Below are 21,925 nucleotides of genomic sequence, written 5' to 3' on the forward strand. Positions count from 1 at the left end.
CTCCCTTTTCATTTAATTATTATTAGGCATCTTTACGACGAGATGTAAAGTAAACACCAGCAAGACCAACCATAGTAGCACCAAGAGCTACAAAGAGGATGATACCTGTACCACCAGTTGAAGGAAGGAATCCTTTAGGTGTGTTGACAATCTTCTCCAGTGCACCAGCAGTTGTTGTGTAAGAATTTGCTGTTACTTCAAACGGAGTATAAGCAACATCACCTGTTGGTAATGCATAGCCTTCTGGAGCTTTTGTTTCTTGAAGCTGATAAGTACCATATTCAAGACCTTTTACATCTACAATTCCATCTGTTTCAGTTGTGTATTTAGTTGCGTCTTCATAAGTATCAACCCATTGACCACCTTCAGCAGTAGCTTTAAAGTATTTTGCAGTATCAGTAGTATCTTTACGAACAACGAACTCAGCACCTTTAAGTTTTTTGTTATTATTATTCACATCAACTTTGACAAACTTGTAACCACCTGTTTTTACTGTTTCTTTATCTTTAGGTGTTTCTTTATCCCATTTGTTGACTCCAGTTTTTCCATCGTTACCAAAAATTGCATTCGCAGTATTGACGATACCAGTATCAATGTATTGCAAAGAGTTAATCTTCATTTGATAGTCAAATGAAATTTCTTTATTAGCAAGAGTTGCTAATTTTTCAATACCAGCTTCTGTCAAAGCTGTTGTTACAGTTGTTGTGCCTGCATCTGTCGCTACTGTGACCTTATAATCATCAACGTTAGTAAGAGTGTCACCACCAGCAACAGCTACTGAGAAATGTGCAGCGTCATTGATGAAGGTCAATTGGTCAGATTGGAAAGTATCCACAAATTGGAAAACATTATACAATTTTTTAGCTTGAACTTGACCCTCAACCTCAACCAATTTTGTTGCTGCGATATCCGCTGGAATTGTTGTTTTCAATTGATAGTTGATAGTTTGACCGATTGAGAAATCAGTTTGTTTCTTACTATTCTTTTGACTTGTAATTTCTTTGTCAAATGGAGTTTCTTTAGTAATATTTTTTGGATAAAGGTGGATATCTGTAAGAACAGTATCATTTGTTCCTTGTTTGTAGATTGGAAGGCTTACTACCAAGTTATCTGCAATAGTTTTAACACCATCACTTGCTTGTTCTACAAAAAGGTATACTGCATCGCGCGTACCAGATTTAGCATTTAAGCTAAAGGTTGCACTACCATCAGCGGCGGTAGTCTGAGTACCTACCACATCCTTACCTGATGGAGCAACACCTGCTTCACCTTTTACTGCAGCAACCGCATCACTAATAGCATCTGAAACAGTTTTCGTTGCGACAGATGCATCATAAGCTGCATAATATTCTTTTGTGACATCATATGCTTTAAATGTGATGCCTGGTAGGAAATTAAAATTTTGTTTTAAAATTTCACCAGTGTTTGTAATTTCACCACCTGTATAGTCTTTTACTTTATGTAAGGTAATGTTCACTTTTGGAACAGTAGTCTCTCCTTCAGCCGATACGACTGGGGTAAATAAATTGCTAAAGATACCGACAAAAAGTGTCGCTAGTAAAGCAAAAACTTTAATCTTCTTCATTTTTATTCTCCTTGAATTAGTTATCTTTTCTTCTCCTAATCATCACAAGTGATGAAGCCATTATCAACAATCCCACAAATGCGGTTGATGTTACAACGGTACCCGTTTCTGGCAATCGAATTTTCGGTTTTTTGACGTTAAATATCGATAAGACCGGACCTTGGGAATAAGTTGAAACCCCAACAGTAAATGTGGTTGGTTTGTCATTTAAGACATAACCAGAAGGTGCTCGTACCTCACTGACAAGATACTCGCCATATCTCAATCCTTTTATCTCAAAGTAGCCATCATCATCCGAAGTTAAACGAACAACCCCAGATGCATTTGTAGCTACCTTTTCGAATTGATACTTTCCTTCCTTGTAGGTGAGGACCGTATCGTCAGTAGGATTTTTGATAACAAAAGTTGCCATGGCTAAGGGATTTTGTTTCCCCTCAGCTGCACGTTTGATGAATCGAAAACCTCCTGTTCGGACATTTTCTCTATCGACCAATGGGGTCAAATCTCCTGGATAAAGGGTTGCCGTATTGACCAAATCTTGGTCAATTGCAGCCTCATCCTTAATAACCATTTGATAGGTTACTTCAAGTTTTTTCCCACCAAAGTCTGCCAATTTGGCTACATCAAACACTACTCTAAATTGATTTTCTGACAGATTTACAGCTTTGATACTATCTGACTGTTTTTCTCCGTCAATAAAAATCTCCAAACTATCAGAAATAAATCGCAAGCCCTGATCGTAGATATCTTCTATCTCATAGGACGATAAATTCGTCATGTCTTGCGGAATGATTGTTGATAAGCGATAGGATATCGGCTCACCAAAGCTATAACTAGACTGTTTCTCGTCAATTGTTTTATCAAAACTAAAGGTTCCGTGCGATTTTGGAAACAAAGATATGAGTGACTTTTCATTACCACTTTCATCCAATATAGGTAGAACAACCACCATATTTTCCATCTTCGTCACTGCTACAGGTGTAACCAATTCCCGTATGAGATAGACCGCGGGGCGCTGTTGACTGGTTTTCGAAACCGTGAAGCGAACCAAACCAGATTGATCCGTAGTTGCTACAGCAAGCGATTGTCCATCAATCTTGTTGCTTTTACTAACTGCCTCCTGCGCCTCTTTCAGACTTAATTTCTGACGATCGACGAGTTCATAGAAGCTCTTGGTCACATCCACAACCTCAAGTTTAGCACCAGCAACTGGTACTCCAGACTTGTACTGCGTATCACTCGGCTGATAAACTAAACGATTTACTTCCAGTTGTACCTGCTCCTGTTCCTGAGCAGACACTACTTGCGTGCCCCCTGCCAAACCAGCCAGGCCAGAGGTCGCCACCAGAAGGATGACCAACCATTTGACGATACGTTTTCTAGCTATGAAAAATAGCAGAGCTAAGATGGTCATCGTCAAGCCAATACCAACATAGCCTAAAATACCATTTCCACCAGTTATTGGTAGGATTGATTTCCGCTTATTATAAACTTTTAAATTTCCTTTATAGATATTGCCATCCGCAGTTGAAAATTCAAATGGACTTGCATCGGTTTCAGTATCAGCCTTCGTATAGGTGACTTTGAAACCTTTCAATTTATCGGTTGTGATGGTAAAGTAACCTTTTAATTGAATGAAACCATCTACTGTCTGACTTTCAACTAGATAATAGGTCTTATCTGCTTGAATCTGTTCCTTATTCAAAACAATTTTTCCGTCAGCATTTGTTGTTACGGTAGCTTCCGGGGTCAGAGTTGAAAAGTCAGTCCCACCTGCACTATCATATAGCTTAAATTCCACACCTTGTAGCGGTTTTTGGAAGGTAGACGACAACTTTTCAAGCGTTAATTCAAAATCACGAGGGAGATTTGTCACACTTGTAGTATTAAAGATATAGTTATTTGTGTCTGAGTCTATTGCTAAAGTACTATTGTATGCCACCACAAATCCATTTTGGTTTGGATAATATGGTTGAGAAATTTGATACCCGTCAGGCGCGGTAACTTCCTTCCAACGATAGGTACCAGCCTTTAAATTTGAAATGGTGATTTTACCATCTACACCTGTGGTTTTGTAATCACCTACCGCCTTCCATTCTGAACCGTCTTGTTGTTCCAAGGAGAAGACTGCACCAGGCAATGCCGCCTTGGTATCGCTTGCTTTTTTCTCTAGACTCACTTGATAGAGTCGTGAGTTGGTTTGAGTTGCTTGATACAGATACTTATTATCTGCTGACGTACTAAAGGATCCTTCCAACGTACCTGACGAATCATATCCCTTAGGTACTTCCACTTCTTTCCATCTGAGATCTACACCACTTTCAATATAGCCGATACGAATATATCCATCTTCTTTAGCCTCTTCCACTATTTTGCCTTTTCTTACAAAATAGGATTTGCCCGTTTCAAATTGTTTTGCTTCGCTTTCAGTCGTTGTCCACTCAAAATCTGAATTATCTGATTTAGCTTTCAGGTATGACGTTACGCCATTCAGCACTTTAGAAATTGTGAACTTGACGCCATTCAACAATTCATCAGTGTCCTTATCTTTCTTGTGGAGTTCTATTTGACTGAGTTTTGTATTACTGACATTAAAATCAATTGATGATTCGTTGTCGCTTCCAATAATATATTTAAGTACAAATCCTTGTGAGGGCGTAATAGGGTAGTCAATCTTATACCCCTCTGGAGCCTCAATTTCAACCCACCGATAGGTTCCTGCAAGTAACTGTGTAGCAGTTACCTTTCCATAAGTGGGTGATGTTTCCTCTAAATCAGTAGTGACTCCTATTAGACCATTATCAACACCTGTTAAGACATAGTCCTGAGTTTCTGATCCAACTGCCTTTTGGAATACGACTGGTTGCCAAGTCTCTCCATTTTGAACTTGAAGTTGGAATTTAGCGTTTTTGACAAGATTACCGTCTTGATCCACTTTCCGAATCCCTGATTTATAATATGGAACAGGCAATTGAACCATCTGAACAGCTTGGTTATTCAATTGTCCTCCTGTCGAGCCAGAGAATCCCCAATAGACAGTGTTATTGAGATTTGAGATGCCAAATACTTTTTCAAGAGAATAATCACCTGTTCCTATTGGTACGTCATATGAGATTTTTCCTTTACCATCTTTTGATCTATCATCACTATACGCAATATTACGTGACCCCTCGTGTCCTTGTTTATAAATTGTATAGTTCAGATTACCTGTATTAGTATCAATATTAGGTGTCCATGTCACTTCCAACCGATGCCATAAACCATCTGCTAGGTTAGTATTTGGCCAGTTAGATATTTTCCAAGTATACGGATTAGTCTTTTCTGACACCTCCCCATTCCATCCTAGACTGAGTTTGATCTTGTGCTTATTTGTTGTTTTATCTGGCTCCACATTTCGGTTTGCTCGGTTATCTTTAAAATCATTTAAGATGTTAATTGCAATATGACCATACTGCGTATTATCATGATTTTCATTGTAAATAATGGAGGTCAAGTCATTATCCGAGTGTTGTGAGGTATCGTTATCGTTATAAAAAGTATCAAACTCTAATGCAATACCATTCTCCACACCACGCCAGAAGTCAACCATATTATTATCAGCACTAGTAACATTTGCACTGAAGTTTGAGCCATACACTCCTAGACCGTTCCCTAAGGCACCATAGGCATTAATACCTGTATTTCCTAAACTTCCCGACGCCAACTTATTACCAGCCAGCATATCAGCTGCAGTTTTCTTGTCATTATGCATCGTAAAGGTAATACCATCTGCGCCACCAAGTCCATTAAAGTTTTTGTTATATTGTGTTCTGTTTCCAAGATAAACATAAGCAACCATATGGAAGGGCTCATTGAGCTTAACTTTATTCTTTTCCAAGCTCCACATTACCCCAGATTGCCACCTAGCATCCCGTGTGATAACAGCTACAGATGTATCGTTTTTAGTAACGTAGGAACGATTTTTTGCTAACTTAGCAGTCTGTTCAGGAAACCAAGACTCTGAACCAGTATATATTAACTCTGGATAATGAAACATATCCGCCATATTTACCGTATTAGGAATCGCTGGAGGTTCTGGCAATGTCGTTGCTACATTATTGTAATCCTTAGTAGGCCACTCACGCAAGGTCTGATTAGGAAAATCATTAAACGGGTCGTATGCGAAAACCTCCAAAGGGCTACTCCCAAGAGCTACAAGAAGAATCATCAGCCCCGTCACTAATTTCTTTATTAATTTCAAAAGTCCATTTCTCCTTTTCATGAATAAAGCAAGTTAGTATCCAATTGAAATCATTCTGCACACAATATGCAAACGTTTGCTTCATTGTATCACGCCAAAAATAAAAAAGCAAATCGCTAAAATATTATGGTTTTTCATAAATATGGTTTTTGCCTACATGTTTTCTTAGTGTTTTTCATTTATTTGCATTTATTTTCAAAATAAATTGTTACCGGTAACAATTTTGCAAATTACCCGTTTTCCGTGTCATTATTGACAAATAATATTATGTATACGTTTGCATAAAATTTGTAATAAGTAGTCTCATTAACTTTTTAAACATGCAAAAAACCACCAGCAAATTAAGCTGGTGGCCGAAAGGAGGCATTCACGTTTTCATAAAATTTAGTAGGTTTCTCTCTTCGTTCTTGATGAACGTTTGGTATTTGGTTTATCTAAATGATGAATATCCCACATAGCCCAGAATGCAATCATGAGCATGATAATGGCAACCCAGACATGAGAAGAGAATTCTAAAACCTTTAAAAAAGCTAATAAGAGGGCTATAAAAAGTGCTACCAAAACAAATACCGCAACCATGAGATTAATGGTTCCTCGAATATTGTTTGGTGCTGCAAAGATATAAAATAGCACCAGCAACATGGCTAAGATTAGATAAAACATGCCTCTCCTTTTTCTTATCCTTCTTCAGTCGCTAATTTTTTCTTTTTAGCAGCCTTATCACGCTCTGCCTTGTTCAAGACTTGCTTACGAAGACGAATGGATTCTGGTGTGACTTCCATGTACTCGTCATCATTCAAGAATTCAAGTGATTCTTCAAGAGTCAAGATACGTGGTGTCTTAATAACCGCTGTCTGGTCTTTCGTCGCTGAACGAACGTTGGTCATTTGTTTAGCAGTCGTGATATTCACAGTCAAATCATTTTCACGAGAGTTTTCACCGATGATCATTCCCTCGTATACTTCAGTACCTGGGTTGACAAAGATGGTACCACGTTCTTCGATACGCATGATAGAGTAAGTCGTTGCCTTACCTTGGTCGATAGAGACAAGGGCGCCACGGTGACGACCACCAATTTCACCAGGAACAACTGGTAGATACTGATCGAAAGTATGGTTCATGATACCATAACCACGAGTCATTGAAAGGAATTCTGTAGAATAACCAATCAAACCACGCGCAGGTACGAGGAAGACAAGACGAGTTTGGCCGTTACCAGTTGAAACCATATCCAACATATCACCCTTACGCTCAGAAAGGGATTGGATAACAGAACCTTGGTATTCTTCAGGAGTATCGATTTGCACGCGCTCAAATGGCTCCATTTTCACGCCGTCGATTTCTTTGATGATAACTTCTGGACGTGATACTTGAAGCTCATAGCCTTCACGACGCATGGTTTCAATCAAGATAGACAAGTGCAATTCACCACGACCTGAAACAGTCCATTTATCTGGTGAATTTGTTGGGTCAACACGAAGAGATACGTCTGTCTGCAATTCAGCCAAGAGACGTTCTTCAATCTTACGTGAAGTTACCCATTTCCCTTCACGACCTGCAAATGGTGAGTTGTTCACCAAGAAAGTCATTTGAAGAGTAGGCTCATCGATACGAAGAACTGGAAGAGCTTCAACAGCATCTGTCGGAGTCACAGTTTCACCAACGAAGATGTCTTCCATACCAGAAACGGCAATCAAGTCACCCGCTTTAGCTTCTTGGATTTCTTTACGCTCAAGCCCGAAGAAACCAAAGAGTTTTGTAACGCGGAAGTTTTTCGTTGTGCCATCTAGTTTAGAAAGTGTAACTTGGTCACCAACTTTAACAGTACCACGGAAGACACGACCGATACCGATACGACCTACGAATTCATTGTAGTCCAAAAGTGAAACTTGGAACTGCAATGGCTCATCTGAGTTGTCCACTGGAGCTGGGATATGCTCAATGATTGTATCAAAGATCGGTGCCATTGTTTCTTCTTGGTCATCTGGATTGTCAGACAATGAAGAAGTACCATTAATCGCTGACGCATAGACAACTGGGAATTCCAATTGATCGTCGTCTGCCCCAAGTTCGATGAAGAGTTCAAGCACTTCATCCACTACTTCTTCAGGTCGAGCAGATGGTTTGTCAATCTTATTCACAACCACGATAGGTGTCAAGTTTTGTTCCAATGCTTTTTTCAACACGAAACGAGTCTGTGGCATGGTTCCTTCATAAGCATCCACGACAAGGACTACACCGTCAACCATTTTCATGATCCGCTCAACCTCACCACCAAAGTCCGCGTGTCCTGGTGTGTCCATGATGTTGATACGTGTACCGTTATATGCTACGGCTGTATTTTTTGCAAGGATGGTGATACCACGCTCTTTCTCAATATCATTTGAGTCCATAGCACGCTCATCCAATTGCGTACGCTCATCCAATGTTTGGGATTGTTTTAATAGTTCATCAACGAGGGTTGTTTTTCCGTGGTCAACGTGGGCAATAATAGCAACGTTACGGATGTCTTCTCTAAGTTTTGTCATAATATCCTCTGTATATTTTAATTTAACTAAAAAAGTATATCATAGATTGGCGTAAAAATCACAGATAATCATGTTGTAAATGTTTTCAACAATGAATTGCAAGTATTCAAAAAGAGAATGAAAACAAAAAAGTTTGGAACTTCTAAAATAAGTCCAAACATTTTTATCATTTTCCTATCGCTGGCAAGGCCATTTTGCATGATTCTTTATCCTGTTATTAAAGAATATTTTCAAAGGTGTCACGAACATCTTGTGGCCAAACGCTAGACTGCACTTCACCGATATGTTTCTTACGAAGCAAGAACATAGCCAGACGTGATTGACCGATCCCTCCACCAATTGTCAATGGGAACAAGCCATTCAAGAGTGCACGGTGCCAGTCATATTCTAAACGGTCCTCATCGCCTGTAATGGCAACTTGGCGTTTGAGTGCTTCTTCGTCAACACGAATCCCCATTGATGAGATTTCAAAAGCTGACCCAAGTACTTCGTTCCATACCAAAATATCTCCGTTAAGGCCTTTATAGCCTGCTTCAGATGGGCTTGTCCAGTCATCATAGTCAGGTGCACGGCCATCATGTGGTTTACCATCTGCCAATTCACCACCGATACCGATTAGGAAGACCGCACCGTATTCCTTGGCAACCACATTTTCACGCTCTTTTGGTGTCAAGTCTGGGAAATTTTTCACCAAGTCTTCTGTGTGAATAAAGGTAATCTTCTTCGGTAAGACAGATTCGATATCGTAGCGTGCTTCAACTGCAAGCTCAGTCAATCGAATGGCCTTATAAATTTGTTCGACCGTTTCCTTCAAATAAGCCAAATTGCGACGGCCATCAGGGATGACCTTTTCCCAGTCCCACTGATCCACATACACCGAGTGAATCGGATCCAAGGAATCCTCATCTGGACGCAAGGCTTTCATATGTACAAAAAGACCTTCTCCTTCGTGAAATCCAAAGCGAGCCAAGGTATGACGCTTCCATTTTGCAAGCGAATGAACCACTTCATAAGTAGCATCTGGTATCAGCTTCACATTAACGGTAACGGCATTCTCCACACCGGACAAATTATCCTGCATACCATCCCCGACACGACTCAAGATCGGTCCTTGCACTTCTACGATTTCTAACTTATCTTTTAAATACTGCGTAAATGTATTTTTGACAAAAGAAATCTCCTCTTGCTGATGAATGAAGCTTTTCTTCATACCTACTCCTCCTTAAATTTTAATAGTCTTATTATACCGCTTTTTTTGCAGATGTAAAGATTTTTATTAAATATTCTGATAATTTAATAAATATTTATCACTTCCGATGTCAGAACGTCTATCAACTCCTTTGTGAGACGTCTAGGACCACGTACCGCCTTGACACCTAAGTCCAACATACGCTCCCTCGGCAAGACTGCATCAGATAGCTGGGCAATCAATTCCACTTGCATGACTTTCTTCTCTGTAGGAATGTCAGATTCCCCTCGATTTTCTAAGTTCGCCCCCAAGACACGGCAGACATAGCGAATAGCCTGTACAGGCGCCGTCACATAGATAGCTACAATATCTCCAGCTTGAATGGTTGATTTTTGTGGCCAATAGACTATCTTATTTTCCGCAAACTCGGTATCAATATCATAGACCTTTGGATTGGCAGGAATGACCCAGTAATCAGGCCCTTGCTCCGCCTTGTAGGATTTGGGACCAACCTGATAGCGACTTTTCTCAAGGAGGGCCAAAATCGCCTGGTCCTCCACAGTATCATTCAGCAAGACCGACACCCAAGACTTCTTAGACATGTGATAGGCTGGAAAAATGCCCGACTGACTTAGCAGCTCTGCTATTTCCCGACCATCGACCTTGAGATTGACAATCTCCACCAACTCTTGGTCAGCGCTCCCATCCAGCTGTCCCCGCTTGACCTGAGTCACCAAAGCGTACCACTTGCTATTGGCAGGATGGCGAAAAGCCCCCGTCTCTGGTGACTTGGCAAAGGGATAATCAGGAAGTTCCCCCCACTTCTCCTTGATGAGCTGGGCTATGCGGTTGCTTTGATTTTTGGAAAATGGCAGAGCAACACAACAAGCCTCCTCTACCCGAGCCAAAATGGACTGATAGCTTTCTCTCACCTGCCCCACAAAAGCCCCTGCTGGCGCAGTCACCAGATGGGCGGTATAGACCTCCTCCATCTCACAATCCCAGACAAAGGACGACAGCTGACCAGCCTCATCAACCTCCACCACCGCCTCAAACTGCCCCTCCATGAACACCTCACGGTAGGTGTAACGATTGTCGGCGAAATAAAACCCGAAAGGGAGGAGGGAGGGGAGGTTGATTTGGTAAGAATTGGTTTTGTTCATTACTCTACTCCCCATCATTGTTTTCTAGAAAACAATGGAATTACATTATCAAACGTATCTAATTGAAGCAAATACTTATCAAAAAATTTCACATCAAATGAAAATAATTGACTGATGAAATTCTTTGATACCCTCTGATTTCGTTCAATATCTGACAGAGTTAAAAGATTGTTTGAAAGGATGACATCTAAGATACTTCTGATTTTACTTGGTTTCTTTAAGGGAATTTCCAAATCTAGCGGCTCAACTGCTTTATATCCTTTTTTTGAAATCTGCCTATAGAAATAAGAATTTTGCTGTGGAGTCAGTAAGCCAAGCTTGTAGGCTCTATATTCAAGCGCTTGAATTGAGACACCAAAACGTTTTTTTAACAAGATATATTGATCAGGATTGCTGACACGCTTACCTACAATATTCACAAAATCCATTAAAAATTGTTTCCTAGGTAACAGGAAATAGGAGGCGAATTGATTGGCTTCTTTCTCTTTTTCCTCTAATTCTTCTTTTGACAGTTCCTCAAAATCTACTTGGTTGTGCAAGAGTAGATGCCCTAGTTCATGTGCTAAATCAAAATTACGTCGTACCGCTGATTTTCCCAGTCCCAAAACGATAAAAGGTCGACCATTACGTGACCAAGCACTATAGGCATCCGCATTTCCATTGATTAATCTCTCTGAAATGTATATCCCAGATTTTTCCAAACTATAGAGGAGATTGGCATTATCAACTGATACTGCCAATACCTCTCTAGCATAATCAGCAATAAACTCAAGTGATTCATGTTGATGAAGTTTTTGCTCAATACTATCAACTAACTGGTAAATTATTTGATTAGGAATGGATACAAAGTTCTCCAAATAATCTATCATCTGATTCATTTTTTCCAAATATACCATTTGGATATGGATGGTTTTTTTGGCCTCAAGGTCTGCATTCCGAAAGGCAATGCGACTTAGTGAGAATGAACCATTCTTATCAACAGCATCAAAATAGTCAACTTCAACCTGAAAAAAACGAGCCATTGTTATCTTATTTTTCATTTTTGGAAGTGTAACTCCAGTTTCAAATTGCCATATAGCCTGTTCGGTCACTTCAAGCTCTCTTGCCAAATCTGCACGTGTAAGGCCATTCAGAAGTCGTAATTCTTCCAGTCTTGAACCATTGAACATTTTTTTGCCTTTCTAAGCTTCTTTTTCTGAAGCAAGACGTGGTATAATCTCAAAATCAGCTACATCATCAATCTCTGATAAGCCTTGTAACTCTTGATATTTTTCATCGTTAAAATCGACATTACTTGTAGAAATAAATGTTGATAAATTTTGAATTTCAATCAATTTCCCAGTTCTTGAATCAGGCATGATAACTTGAATATTGGTCAAGTGATGTAATTCATCAGCCTGATATGTGATAAAGAAAAAGTTATTGATAGATTGTTCAGACCGATTCAAAAGTTCAAATAAATTGTCATCAAACAATTCCATCTGAACAGGGAAAAGCGTACTTTCATCTGTATTCCTTGAAAGATTTTCTAGGTAACTTGTATTAATTTGAGCATAGTCAAATAAATAGCCCTTTCCACTTTTTACTGCTGTTGGAAAAACCTGCCGCAAGCGAGTAAGACCTTTTAAAACAAAACATACACGTCCTAATAGTTGATTTTCTGAGTTAAATTCTAAAAATTCCCAAGATTGACCCGCATGTTTCAACTCAAATTTATCAATAAAATTTAGGTTTGCAGTCGCAAGAGCATCATCTATATGATTAGCTTTAGTCCAAGCATAACCAGCAGAAACATGCATTGTTCTTCTCTTTTCAATTCGCTCATCAAGATAGGACTTGTATCCCTTCAATATAGCATCTACAATAGATTGACTTTGATCGGGAGTAAACACTTCTTTTTCCATATGCACCTCCATTTTTCATTATTTTATCATATTTTTATACAAAATATTAAATTTTAATACAAATATGGTTCTTTTTTTAAAGAAACGTCCGAACAGAACAGTATTCGGATTTTTTTTATTTAATATTTGAATTCTCAAATTTTTCAAGCAACTCAGTTGCAATAGATTGACTTTCCAATCTCAACAAACTAGCTTGGTCATCCGACTGATAAGTAAAGGGGGATAAATTGCCATACCAAACGAGATTACTATCTATGATGACTGTGGCCGTATCTATCCTTTCTGATACAAGCTTCACTTTTACATTGTTACTATTTATCCCCGTTAGCCACTCACTTAACTTATGGCTTTTGGAAATATGAATAACGACTTGTTTTCCAGAAGCAGTCCCAATAATTCCTGAATCTTACTAGACGAAAACGAATGCAATTGTAAATGGACTGTTGAACGTGTGTTCCGCAAATCCTCTCTAAATTTCTCCTCGTAGTCCCTACCACTGAATAATACTTGGGTTTGCTCCTTTTCACCAACTTGGTATGCCATTTTTCGATAGGCTATCTGACGTTTCTGGTACATTTTTTCAAGATAAGGAACGTGTATATCTAGATAATCAACTATTCTCACCTCAGTTTTGCCTTGATAGGGACGGTGAAGTCGCCCTGCATACTGTATGAGGTTATTTTTCCAAGACAAAGGAGCTGCCAAAATTAGTGTATCCAACTTTGGCATATCGAAGCCCTCTCCAATAAATTTTCCTGTTGAAATGAGGACAAATGGACTATTCTCATCTAGCTCACTGATTCTTTTCAGGAGTTCTTTCGTATCTCTTCTTTTACTCGCTCCACTCAGACAAAAAATATTGGTCATTTCTTTTTCAATAAGTAGCTTTTCCAATAGTTCTATATGTTCTCGTCGATTGACTAAGACAAGGATATTTCGCTTTTCTTGATATAGTTTGAAAATATCTTGCACAATCAAAGTATTGCGATGTAAATCTTTGGCAAGCCAATCATTAAGGGATGCAAAGTTCGTACTATTCGACTGTTCCAAGTCCAATTTCCCAAAAGATGTTAGACGAAGTAGTAACTTCTTTTTAAAATCGTATTGACCTGATTGAGCAGTATGTAAAATTGGACCAATACGTTGAAAGACAATCGGTTGGTGCCCGTTTTTGCGTTCTGGCGTTGCTGTTAAGCCATATAGATATTGACCAGCAAATTGAGCAACTACTTTTTCAAACTGCAAGGCTGTCACATGATGGCATTCATCTACAATCATCATATCGTAGTCCGACAAAAAGGCGGAAATAGCGTCCAATTGGAAGAGGGATTGAATCATAACCACATCCACCAATTTACTCCTCCATTTTTTAGAAGCCCCATATTGCCCAATATGCCCTATTACTTTTACACGCCCTGAAGGAGTATAGCGAACTGCATCTTCCTCTTCAATCTCTAAAAATTCACCCAACCTTTCCAACCACTGCTCCAACAGTTGACGATTGTGAACTAAGATAATCGTTCTACATTTCCTCTTGGCAATCAAGGCTGCCCCTAAAACTGTCTTCCCGAAACCTGTTTCAGCACATAGCAAGCCATTCTCACTAGCTAATAAATCTGCCAAAGCAAGTTCCTGCTCAAAACGCAACCTCCCTTTGAAAGAAATCTGAATCGGAGACAAACTGTTGCGATTGTCCCTAATAGTTACCGTTTCAAAGATTTCCTGTAGCTTAGCAAGTATTCCTCTTGGAAGATGCAAGGCTTCGTTTGTTTCTTCAAATAAATAGATGCGTTTTGGAGTCTGATAGGTTGGTTGTCTGGTCGCTTGTTTTAGATAAAATTCAGGGTTAAGAAAAGATGCCAGCTTTCTCAATAAGTAATTTGTTTTTGAAGAAATAGCCCTCTTCTCAACTTGAATAACGTTTGATAAGCTACAATCTAATACTGTATCATCTACAGAATCCGAAAACTCCTGTCCTAAGAAATCTAGAATTTTCTTCTGTCCAATCTTTTGAACCTGTTGAAGATAGGTCCATTGTTCAGAAAAGGGCTGAAAATGTTTATCAACAAAAACGGTTCTTCCCTTCTTGAAAGCTTCCCCTTGTAAGGGCAGTGCGATAAGATTGCCAAATCCTCCCTTGGGCAGAATATCTTGATTTGGAAACATACGGTCAAATGAAGAAAAGCGAATATCTTTTGACTCCTGCATAGCCAATTCCAGCAATCGTTTCCCAACATTTCTTGCTTGCTGACAAGCAATTTCTTCCTCGAAGAAAAACCAGAGGTGGGCACCGTTGCCCGAACGAGAGATTTCAATATGCCCCTCAAAACCATATTGTTCTGCTGTATCTCTTAGAATGGAGACCTCTTCTCTCCAATTATTTTTATCAAAATCAATTGCCAAAAAGGAACACGTGTCTGATAGACTCATTGGAAAAATTCCAATACTGATTTCGCCACGTAGGTGAGTCAACAATACCTGTTTGGTCAAGGGTTGACAAGTTCTCTTTTCAACAGGAAGTTTTTTCCAACCATAGTTGTAAGAAGGAAAATAGTTGATTTTTCCATTTTCATCAATATAAGATTTCGCATAAACATCTACACGTCCCTTAAATAGGCTGAACAGAATGGAGAGTTTTTCATCGCTACTTAGTTGATGTTTTTGTTCTTCAAAGTAATCATACAAATGCTTGTCACTAATCAGAAATTGCTGTTTGTCATCTTGAAATTGCATTAAATTCAGAATCTTATCGGTAGTATAATAGGGAAAACGAGCAAGATGCTTTGCAACCTTACCCGTTGATTTTTCATAATAATAAGACATGTGAGTTCCTCCAAATTGCCTATCGAGACTATCAATCAAGATGATATTTTTACATCGTATACGCTAATACTATTTCCTAGTTACCCAACCAATCGCATCTGCTGGTGGATTCTCAGTATCAATCCAGATAAACTCAATCCCAATTTCGCCATTTTTGAATTTGGATAATCGAATACCATTTATTTCGAGAGACTCCAATTTTTTCCCAGTCAGTACTTCACGCTCAGCCAATTGGAATACACCTCTTAACAACCACTCTCCAAGAATATCTTGTTTGTCAACCGACTGAATAGCCTTACCTGATTCTTGGTTGATATAGGCTTGGATGGCATCTCCTGATGATAGAAAACGAAGTGTGAATGTTCGTTCTTCTTTTGTCAAGGCGAGCTTCTTCCCCGTTTCATCAAATGTTCCTACATTGTGACCGAAAAAGTCTGGTCGAGCATCATGAAACTTTTTAGAATCCGGAAGTGGAATATAAACTTCACTAACAGGACGGTAAACCAATTTCTCCAGTTTTTCAGATAACTTTTCAACTCCCGATTCATTAACAAAATTCATCAAGTCCGAGCGAATTTTCTTCATCTCAGCTTTCTCTTCTTTAGTGGACCACTTTTTCAATAAAATTTCTTCCAATGAATAAGTCACAAATGCCAGTTCTTCCGAAGTGAGCTGACCCGAAAATTCCTCTTGGATTCTCTGAATGCGTGATAGTCTATCTTTTTTAGCTAACTTAGCTCCACCATTAAAGGCGTTAAAGCCTGAATTTTCTTCAACATGGCCATGCTTGTCTGTAATGACCCATGAAACTGTATCAATAACTTGGTCTTCTTTCTCGCCTGTTGATAAAGTGTGTAGATTTTCAAAAATATAAAATGGATCTTCCACATAGTCCACATCCCAGGTATCTACCACTATTTCTTTGTTATGGAAGGTCATGTGAAGTTGGCTATCTGCTGCAGTATATTTGTAATCATGTTGACCATCTGTAAAGACAAAATTTGTAGGAGTTTTTAGACTGGTCGCTCCCTTAATCTGCAAATTTTCCACATCAATCGGAAGGTAACTGGTTTCCCCTACAAATATTTGTGGCTTGGTTCCTTTTGCTGTTGGCATTAAGACATGGTAAACAGACTCAACCGTTGAATCCGAAGCAAAACCACGAATTTGTGCTTTTGAAGATTCTATTCGTTGATTTCGAAGTCTTGAAATTTCCACGGCTAAACTTTCATAAAGTGGATAATTATTTTTATCAGCAGTTGCTTTATCTAGCGCAATTGATGCATTAAACTTAATCTTTTGTAGCGTTTCTGTCCATCCTTGAGAATCTTTTTTAAATTGGGCGACTTTTTGATCCCCTGATTGAATACCAAATGACTTTATTCCAACTAAATACTTATGGTGATTGTCAACTACAACAGATGCATCAAAAGAAGTATTTGCAATATCCTCACCAACTGCATGAAATGCCCGTTGAAAAACCGTTTCTTGAAACTTTGAATTAATAATTGGTGCGACATATTGAAATGTATCATCTTCCTCAGCTGTTTCTGATTTTTGAGAAAATGCCTCACTAAGACTTGCAAAATTCGTAATCAATGTTCGATACTTTTCTTTATGCTCTGATTTTAACTTTTCCCACATAGACTGTACCTCTTTGTTCTTAATTATAGTATAGCAAAAGAAGACTAGTTTCTACTAGCCCTCTATTTAATTATTCGTAACGGCAATGCTATAAAATTCCAAGTGACCGCCTTTTTTGACCAAGCGTAAATAGTCTTCATCTGACAAAATTCCTAAACCGTCATTGTACCCATCTAACTTAGCTATTGCTTCGTCATAGTTCTCAACAAAATCTTTCACATAGGACTGTCCTTCAAACTGACCATTCATCTTGGTATAGATAATCGCAACATTTCCTGTTCGCTCCAACTGTGATATACCTTTGGTAGTTTTCATTGCTTCAGCAATTTTATCTGCAATCCGCTTGATAACTGGTACAACAACGCTGTTTCCAGCCTGTTTATAGAGCTGGCCGTTGGATACACCTTCTGGAATTTTAAAGGTCTTGGGATAACCTTGAACGTTAAAGGTTTCTTTTGGTGTCAGCTTGCGAATTTCCCCAGTATCTGTCAAAATGAGGGGAACATTGTGTCCACCTGTTCCCATATTTGCTGTTAAAGTTGGTACAACACCATTTTTGTTTTCCCTGACATATTGGCGTCGCCATTGGTAAACCGTATCTTGACTGGTCACAGCGTGCTTCAACTCTTCAAAGAAGGGCTGTTTCCCTTGACGATAATAGTAATTTTCCTCTGGTTTTGCCCCAAAATCAATAACATCTTGAAGCCCAGTGGTCAACTTAATCTCCTCTGGAAACTCGAATTTTTCGTAGGCTTCCTTATTATCAAAACCAACAATATAGATCCTTTCGCGATTTTGCGGAATATTGCCATAATCCTTGCCGTTCAACACTTTCCACTTGATGAAATAATTGTTCTCGGTCAAGGCTTCACGGATAACCTTGAAGGTATTCCCGTGGTCATGTGAAACCATGTTCTTCACATTCTCGACAAAAATCGCCTTGGGTTTCTTGGCTTCAATCATACGAAGCAACTCAAAGAAAAGGTCGCCTCGGTCATCTTCAAACCCCTTGCGGTACCCTGCAATACTAAAGGCCTGACAAGGAAAACCTCCAACAATCACATCGACTGTTTCCGAAGGAATTTCCTCTGGCAATACTGCGTGAATATCACGCCCATCCAGATAAGTATCTGGGTAATTCAACTGATAAGTCTGTCTGGCATACTTATCAAATTCGTTGGCATACACCACTCTGAACTCGTTGGTCTGCTCAAAGCCCAACTCAATTCCACCAACACCAGAAAAGAATGCTGCAATAGCAAACTTCTCCTGCTGGCGTGAACTTACAGAATTTGTCATGTAAGCACCTGCTTTCTAATTAGATCCATTAACAATTAGATAGTCAAACCTTTCTAAAAGATTATCTAAAAATGTCCCCCGATAAGAGTTTCTGAAGCCATTACAAAAATTAGGAAATTTCTTATAAATCTGCTTGCTATCCTTATATTCTCCTTTACTAACTTTTTCGTAATATTCATTACATTTCTCTTTAATTTTTTCTGGATTATCATGAGCATAAAACATGTAAAGATACGTTTGATAAATTTCTTGCTCGTCAGCTTCAAGATGATCGCAATATTTATTTAATTGTAAATATCCGTCTCCAAATCGATAATGTGAATACCCATCTTTAGAATCAATATCAAAATATTTTCTTTGAATAATAAACTTTACCTCTATGATGGTCATCTGGTTATCTTTATTTCTAATTGCCAAATCCACAGACTCTTCATCATCCTTAGAGTAAGTATTCTCTTCCTTTGTGACAACACCTTTCATATGTTCTCTAAGAAATTCCCATAAATCATTTCGAAAATCCTGCTCAGATAATGAACTATTAATTTTATCAGTACCTTCTTTCAAAAAAACATCCGGTTTCTCAATTTTTCGTAAGGCTTGATATTTTTGGAACACCATCGGTAAGTTACATAGATCATATTTATTTAAATTTTCTTCATGGGATTTCTTTTTTTCTTCAAAGAAATATTGAAAATTTGGATCAGTATTCCCATTTATAAAATATTCTACTCCATTATTAGTTTGACAATAAACTCCTGCACAACCTTCATTACTCTTTTCTAGAGCTTGGTTCTTAAGATGAGAACTGTTACTATCAACAATCAACGGAGTTTTTTCGTTAGTTATCTTTTGACTCTTAAGAGAAAAGATATTTAAAGAATCATTGGAAAAATTTGAAGATATTTCTTTATGTATTTGATTTTTTAATGATAGTAAGCCGTCTAATTTATCAATTACTAATATAAAAGACTTTTTCTGTAGTTGCTCATCAAAATATAGACTCGTAAGAATCGTAAACTCAGCTTCATTTGGTAAAATAGTTGACTTGCTATTTAAAAAACTATTATTGATGTCAATCAACAGTTTCACCTCGCTTATCATTTTGGATATGCTGTATAATGAAATTTAACCAATGACTTAAAACATCATACTTTTCAATAGTCTGTTCTGTTATACTATCATAAAATGTATTTAATAGTTCTGATAATTCGCTATTGGAGACCGAAACTTCTATGTTTCTATTCTTAGCACTTTTAACACTTGGTTCTTCAAAAAGTAATGAAAAAACAGTATCATCGTCATACGAAGTCAATAAATTTACAAAGGATTGAATCTCTTTTAATTTTTCAGCAGATAAACCATCTGGCGACAATGAGTTTCCCCAGTTCACTAATTTAGCATTTGGGCATACAGTAGTAGTTTCTCTTGATAAAAAATCTGTAGCTACTAATCGATCGATTTCCTCTGAAAAGCCTGAAATTTTAATCCCAAAGTGTCTATCTGTATATACAGTAACTTCACTTTTCACCTCTTCCTGTAAAAATTGCCCTGTTATATAGTATAAATACAAATATCTTTGTAAGGTATTTATATTTATTTTCTTTCTAATTTGGCTAATAGAAAAAACGAATAATAAAATTGTTTCACGAAATGAATCACTCACTATACTGTCTCCTTAATTCTATATCTTGAAAGTTTCGTTAAATCAATTATATTAACAACATCTCCATACTCATCCATCAGTCCATCAATAAGATAACTTGATCGCTCATTTGAAGTGATAAAAAGGGAATTACCTTTATTTATGTAATATTTAAGAGTGGCAACAGCATTTTTCTCATGATATAAATCAAGAGAACTATCGGGAGTCTCACATAAAAATAAAGAATTTTTATGGAAATGACATAATATAGAAAAACGATAAGATAAATCAACAAATATCCGCTGTGATTCCGATAGAGTCATCTTATCATCTCTTAGGACATCATCCAAAATAAGTTGGATCAATCCCTCTTCATAATCATCCATAGATTTTTTGGGTAGCCTCAATTCTATCTCACGATTAGAACCAAAAAAACCTTTTGCGAATTTTATAAACTGATCAGAAAAATCAACAAATTTCTCAGACAGAGACTGCTCAATAATTATTTTCAACTCCCGTTCTTTTTGTTGAGCACTCTTCAACTCCATTAGCGCGTCTTCTTTTTGGTTTTCTAAAATAGCTAATCTATTTTTGTCTTCCCCCAAGTAATCTTTAGAGACTAAATTTATTTTATTAAATTTTTGTTGTGTTTCAATCAACTGGCTTTTTAAAATTCTTAGTCTCGTTTCGTCTGTCTCAATTTGGTTATTTAATTTTTCTATCTCTAATTTTATTTGCTTTATGCTATCAGAAATTTTCTTCCGTTCAATATCTAAATCAGATAAATTTCCCTTTTCCAAGGATTTTAATTTCTCATCACACATAATACAATTTTGACTGTCCAACTCAAACTCATGTTTACTATTACAAAAAGGACATCTGTTGGATTTCATTGCATTAATATACTTACTGTATATTTTTTTATAATCAGGCTCAAATAAAATAGAATAGTATTTTTCTTCTACTCTCTTCTGCTCATCATAAAATTTCTCATACTTTTTTTTCAAACCAATCAGATTCGTCTGATTTTTGCTAATGCTTATATTAATACTTCTCTGCTCGCTATCAAGTCGACTTAGTTTGTTTTCCAATTCATCCTTCGTTTCTTGAATGTTCTCGATTTCTGAATTACCTTGCTGCTCAGCATTTAAAAATTTATTAGCATAATTCAAAGCCTCACTACGTTGTTTATATTTACTTTGTCTGTACTGAGTTTCTGAAACCGCTTCTCTATATCGTATATAATCATCTGAACTCAATATATACGAACCGATTATTTTTTGTTGCTTATCCGAATTCCAAAACGAATAATGTCTATCTTCACTGAAGAAAATGGTGTCCGTAAACATATCAACTAACGTATTAAAACCATCAGGAACATTAGTTGCTTCTGCTATTTTTTGATTATAAACACCTATCAAATAGCTTTCAATCTCACTTAGTTCCTCATTATCTTCTTCAGAGTATTTCTTTTCATAACGTTGATAAGTAATTGTTTTATAGTCTTTTTTATCGTATACTTCATTATCTACCGAAAATTCTAGTAACTCAGTATTATAAAGGCTACGCTTAACTTTAAACAATTTTCCAGCAATATCAAACTCAACTATGACTTCTGCATCTTCTTGCTTTTGAATCATTCTATCTCTAAAAAAATTCTCCTTGAGCATTGGACGATTCGCTTTTTTACGATTTTTATAATTTTTAAATTTAATACCATAAGTATAGGGACCAATTATGGAATATAAAATTATATGTAACAATGTACTTTTTCCTGTCCCGTTAGTTCCTCTAATTAAATTTAATGTTTCTGAAAATTCGAGTTCTAACGGACAAGTATACAAGTCATAATTATTAATTATCATTTTTTTTAGAACGGGTAAATTAAATGTTTCCATCTGTAAGTAC

General features: G+C 37.5%; 13 protein-coding genes and 1 pseudogene. All 14 read right to left on the bottom strand.

Annotated features, from left to right (window positions below):
- Positions 1–22: 22 nt before the first annotated feature.
- Positions 23–1,585 carry a SpaH/EbpB family LPXTG-anchored major pilin gene (locus tag L6410_RS08610; protein ID WP_237395330.1) on the bottom strand — a complete coding sequence of 521 codons (1,563 nt, stop codon included), beginning with the start codon at positions 1,583–1,585 and terminating at the stop codon, positions 23–25.
- A gap of 16 nt (positions 1,586–1,601) precedes the next feature.
- On the bottom strand, positions 1,602–5,825 hold the full coding sequence (locus L6410_RS08615) for a SpaH/EbpB family LPXTG-anchored major pilin (protein WP_237395331.1): 4,224 nt from the start codon (positions 5,823–5,825) through the stop codon (positions 1,602–1,604).
- Between the two features lie 384 nt (positions 5,826–6,209).
- Complete coding sequence (locus L6410_RS08620) at positions 6,210–6,488, bottom strand: DUF3165 family protein (protein ID WP_172103825.1); 279 nt, start codon at positions 6,486–6,488, stop codon at positions 6,210–6,212.
- A gap of 14 nt (positions 6,489–6,502) precedes the next feature.
- The gene (typA, locus tag L6410_RS08625) at positions 6,503–8,353 is read right to left on the bottom strand and encodes a translational GTPase TypA (protein ID WP_024403480.1); all 1,851 of its coding nucleotides are present in this window, start codon (positions 8,351–8,353) and stop codon (positions 6,503–6,505) included.
- Positions 8,354–8,570: 217 nt separating this feature from the next.
- Complete coding sequence (gene asnA / locus L6410_RS08630; RefSeq protein ID WP_160863694.1) at positions 8,571–9,563, bottom strand: aspartate--ammonia ligase; 993 nt, start codon at positions 9,561–9,563, stop codon at positions 8,571–8,573.
- Positions 9,564–9,646: 83 nt separating this feature from the next.
- Positions 9,647–10,705: an MmcQ/YjbR family DNA-binding protein gene (locus tag L6410_RS08635; RefSeq protein WP_237395332.1), complete on the bottom strand. Its 1,059-nt coding sequence runs from the start codon at positions 10,703–10,705 to the stop codon at positions 9,647–9,649.
- A 14-nt stretch (positions 10,706–10,719) separates the two neighbouring features.
- Complete coding sequence (locus tag L6410_RS08640) at positions 10,720–11,874, bottom strand: spr1629 family repressor/antitoxin (RefSeq protein ID WP_024391051.1); 1,155 nt, start codon at positions 11,872–11,874, stop codon at positions 10,720–10,722.
- A gap of 12 nt (positions 11,875–11,886) precedes the next feature.
- Complete coding sequence (locus L6410_RS08645; RefSeq protein WP_024391052.1) at positions 11,887–12,609, bottom strand: spr1630 family ClpXP-sensitive toxin; 723 nt, start codon at positions 12,607–12,609, stop codon at positions 11,887–11,889.
- Positions 12,610–12,724: 115 nt separating this feature from the next.
- Positions 12,725–15,432 (bottom strand): annotated as a pseudogene (locus L6410_RS08650) (TOTE conflict system archaeo-eukaryotic primase domain-containing protein).
- 69 nt (positions 15,433–15,501) lie between these two features.
- Positions 15,502–17,076 carry a hypothetical protein gene (locus L6410_RS08655; RefSeq protein ID WP_237395333.1) on the bottom strand — a complete coding sequence of 525 codons (1,575 nt, stop codon included), beginning with the start codon at positions 17,074–17,076 and terminating at the stop codon, positions 15,502–15,504.
- Between the two features lie 66 nt (positions 17,077–17,142).
- Positions 17,143–18,375 carry a DNA cytosine methyltransferase gene (locus L6410_RS08660; RefSeq protein WP_237395334.1) on the bottom strand — a complete coding sequence of 411 codons (1,233 nt, stop codon included), beginning with the start codon at positions 18,373–18,375 and terminating at the stop codon, positions 17,143–17,145.
- A 15-nt stretch (positions 18,376–18,390) separates the two neighbouring features.
- On the bottom strand, positions 18,391–19,455 hold the full coding sequence (locus tag L6410_RS08665) for a hypothetical protein (protein WP_222381557.1): 1,065 nt from the start codon (positions 19,453–19,455) through the stop codon (positions 18,391–18,393).
- A complete protein-coding gene (locus L6410_RS08670; RefSeq protein WP_222381558.1) occupies positions 19,448–20,038 on the bottom strand; it encodes a hypothetical protein in 591 nt (196 codons plus the stop codon). Before L6410_RS08670 ends, L6410_RS08665 begins: the two co-directional genes overlap by 8 nt.
- Positions 20,038–21,915 carry an AAA family ATPase gene (locus L6410_RS08675; RefSeq protein WP_237395335.1) on the bottom strand — a complete coding sequence of 626 codons (1,878 nt, stop codon included), beginning with the start codon at positions 21,913–21,915 and terminating at the stop codon, positions 20,038–20,040. Before L6410_RS08675 ends, L6410_RS08670 begins: the two co-directional genes overlap by 1 nt.
- Positions 21,916–21,925: the final 10 nt, after the last annotated feature.

It is taken from the genome of Streptococcus parasuis, assembly GCF_021654455.1.
In the GTDB taxonomy this organism is placed as follows: Bacteria; Bacillota; Bacilli; order Lactobacillales; family Streptococcaceae; genus Streptococcus; species Streptococcus parasuis.

Excerpts from the sequence above, each read along its gene's own strand:
- L6410_RS08610 (WP_237395330.1), bottom strand. The coding sequence starts at position 1,585 with ATGAAGAAGATTAAAGTTTTTGCTTTACTAGCGACACTTTTTGTCGGT.
- L6410_RS08620 (WP_172103825.1), bottom strand. The coding sequence starts at position 6,488 with ATGTTTTATCTAATCTTAGCCATGTTGCTGGTGCTATTTTATATCTTT.
- typA (WP_024403480.1), bottom strand. The coding sequence starts at position 8,353 with ATGACAAAACTTAGAGAAGACATCCGTAACGTTGCTATTATTGCCCAC.
- asnA (WP_160863694.1), bottom strand. The coding sequence starts at position 9,563 with ATGAAGAAAAGCTTCATTCATCAGCAAGAGGAGATTTCTTTTGTCAAA.
- L6410_RS08635 (WP_237395332.1), bottom strand. The coding sequence starts at position 10,705 with ATGAACAAAACCAATTCTTACCAAATCAACCTCCCCTCCCTCCTCCCT.
- L6410_RS08640 (WP_024391051.1), bottom strand. The coding sequence starts at position 11,874 with ATGTTCAATGGTTCAAGACTGGAAGAATTACGACTTCTGAATGGCCTT.
- L6410_RS08645 (WP_024391052.1), bottom strand. The coding sequence starts at position 12,609 with ATGGAAAAAGAAGTGTTTACTCCCGATCAAAGTCAATCTATTGTAGAT.
- L6410_RS08655 (WP_237395333.1), bottom strand. The coding sequence starts at position 17,076 with ATGTGGGAAAAGTTAAAATCAGAGCATAAAGAAAAGTATCGAACATTG.
- L6410_RS08660 (WP_237395334.1), bottom strand. The coding sequence starts at position 18,375 with ATGACAAATTCTGTAAGTTCACGCCAGCAGGAGAAGTTTGCTATTGCA.
- L6410_RS08675 (WP_237395335.1), bottom strand. The coding sequence starts at position 21,915 with ATGGAAACATTTAATTTACCCGTTCTAAAAAAAATGATAATTAATAAT.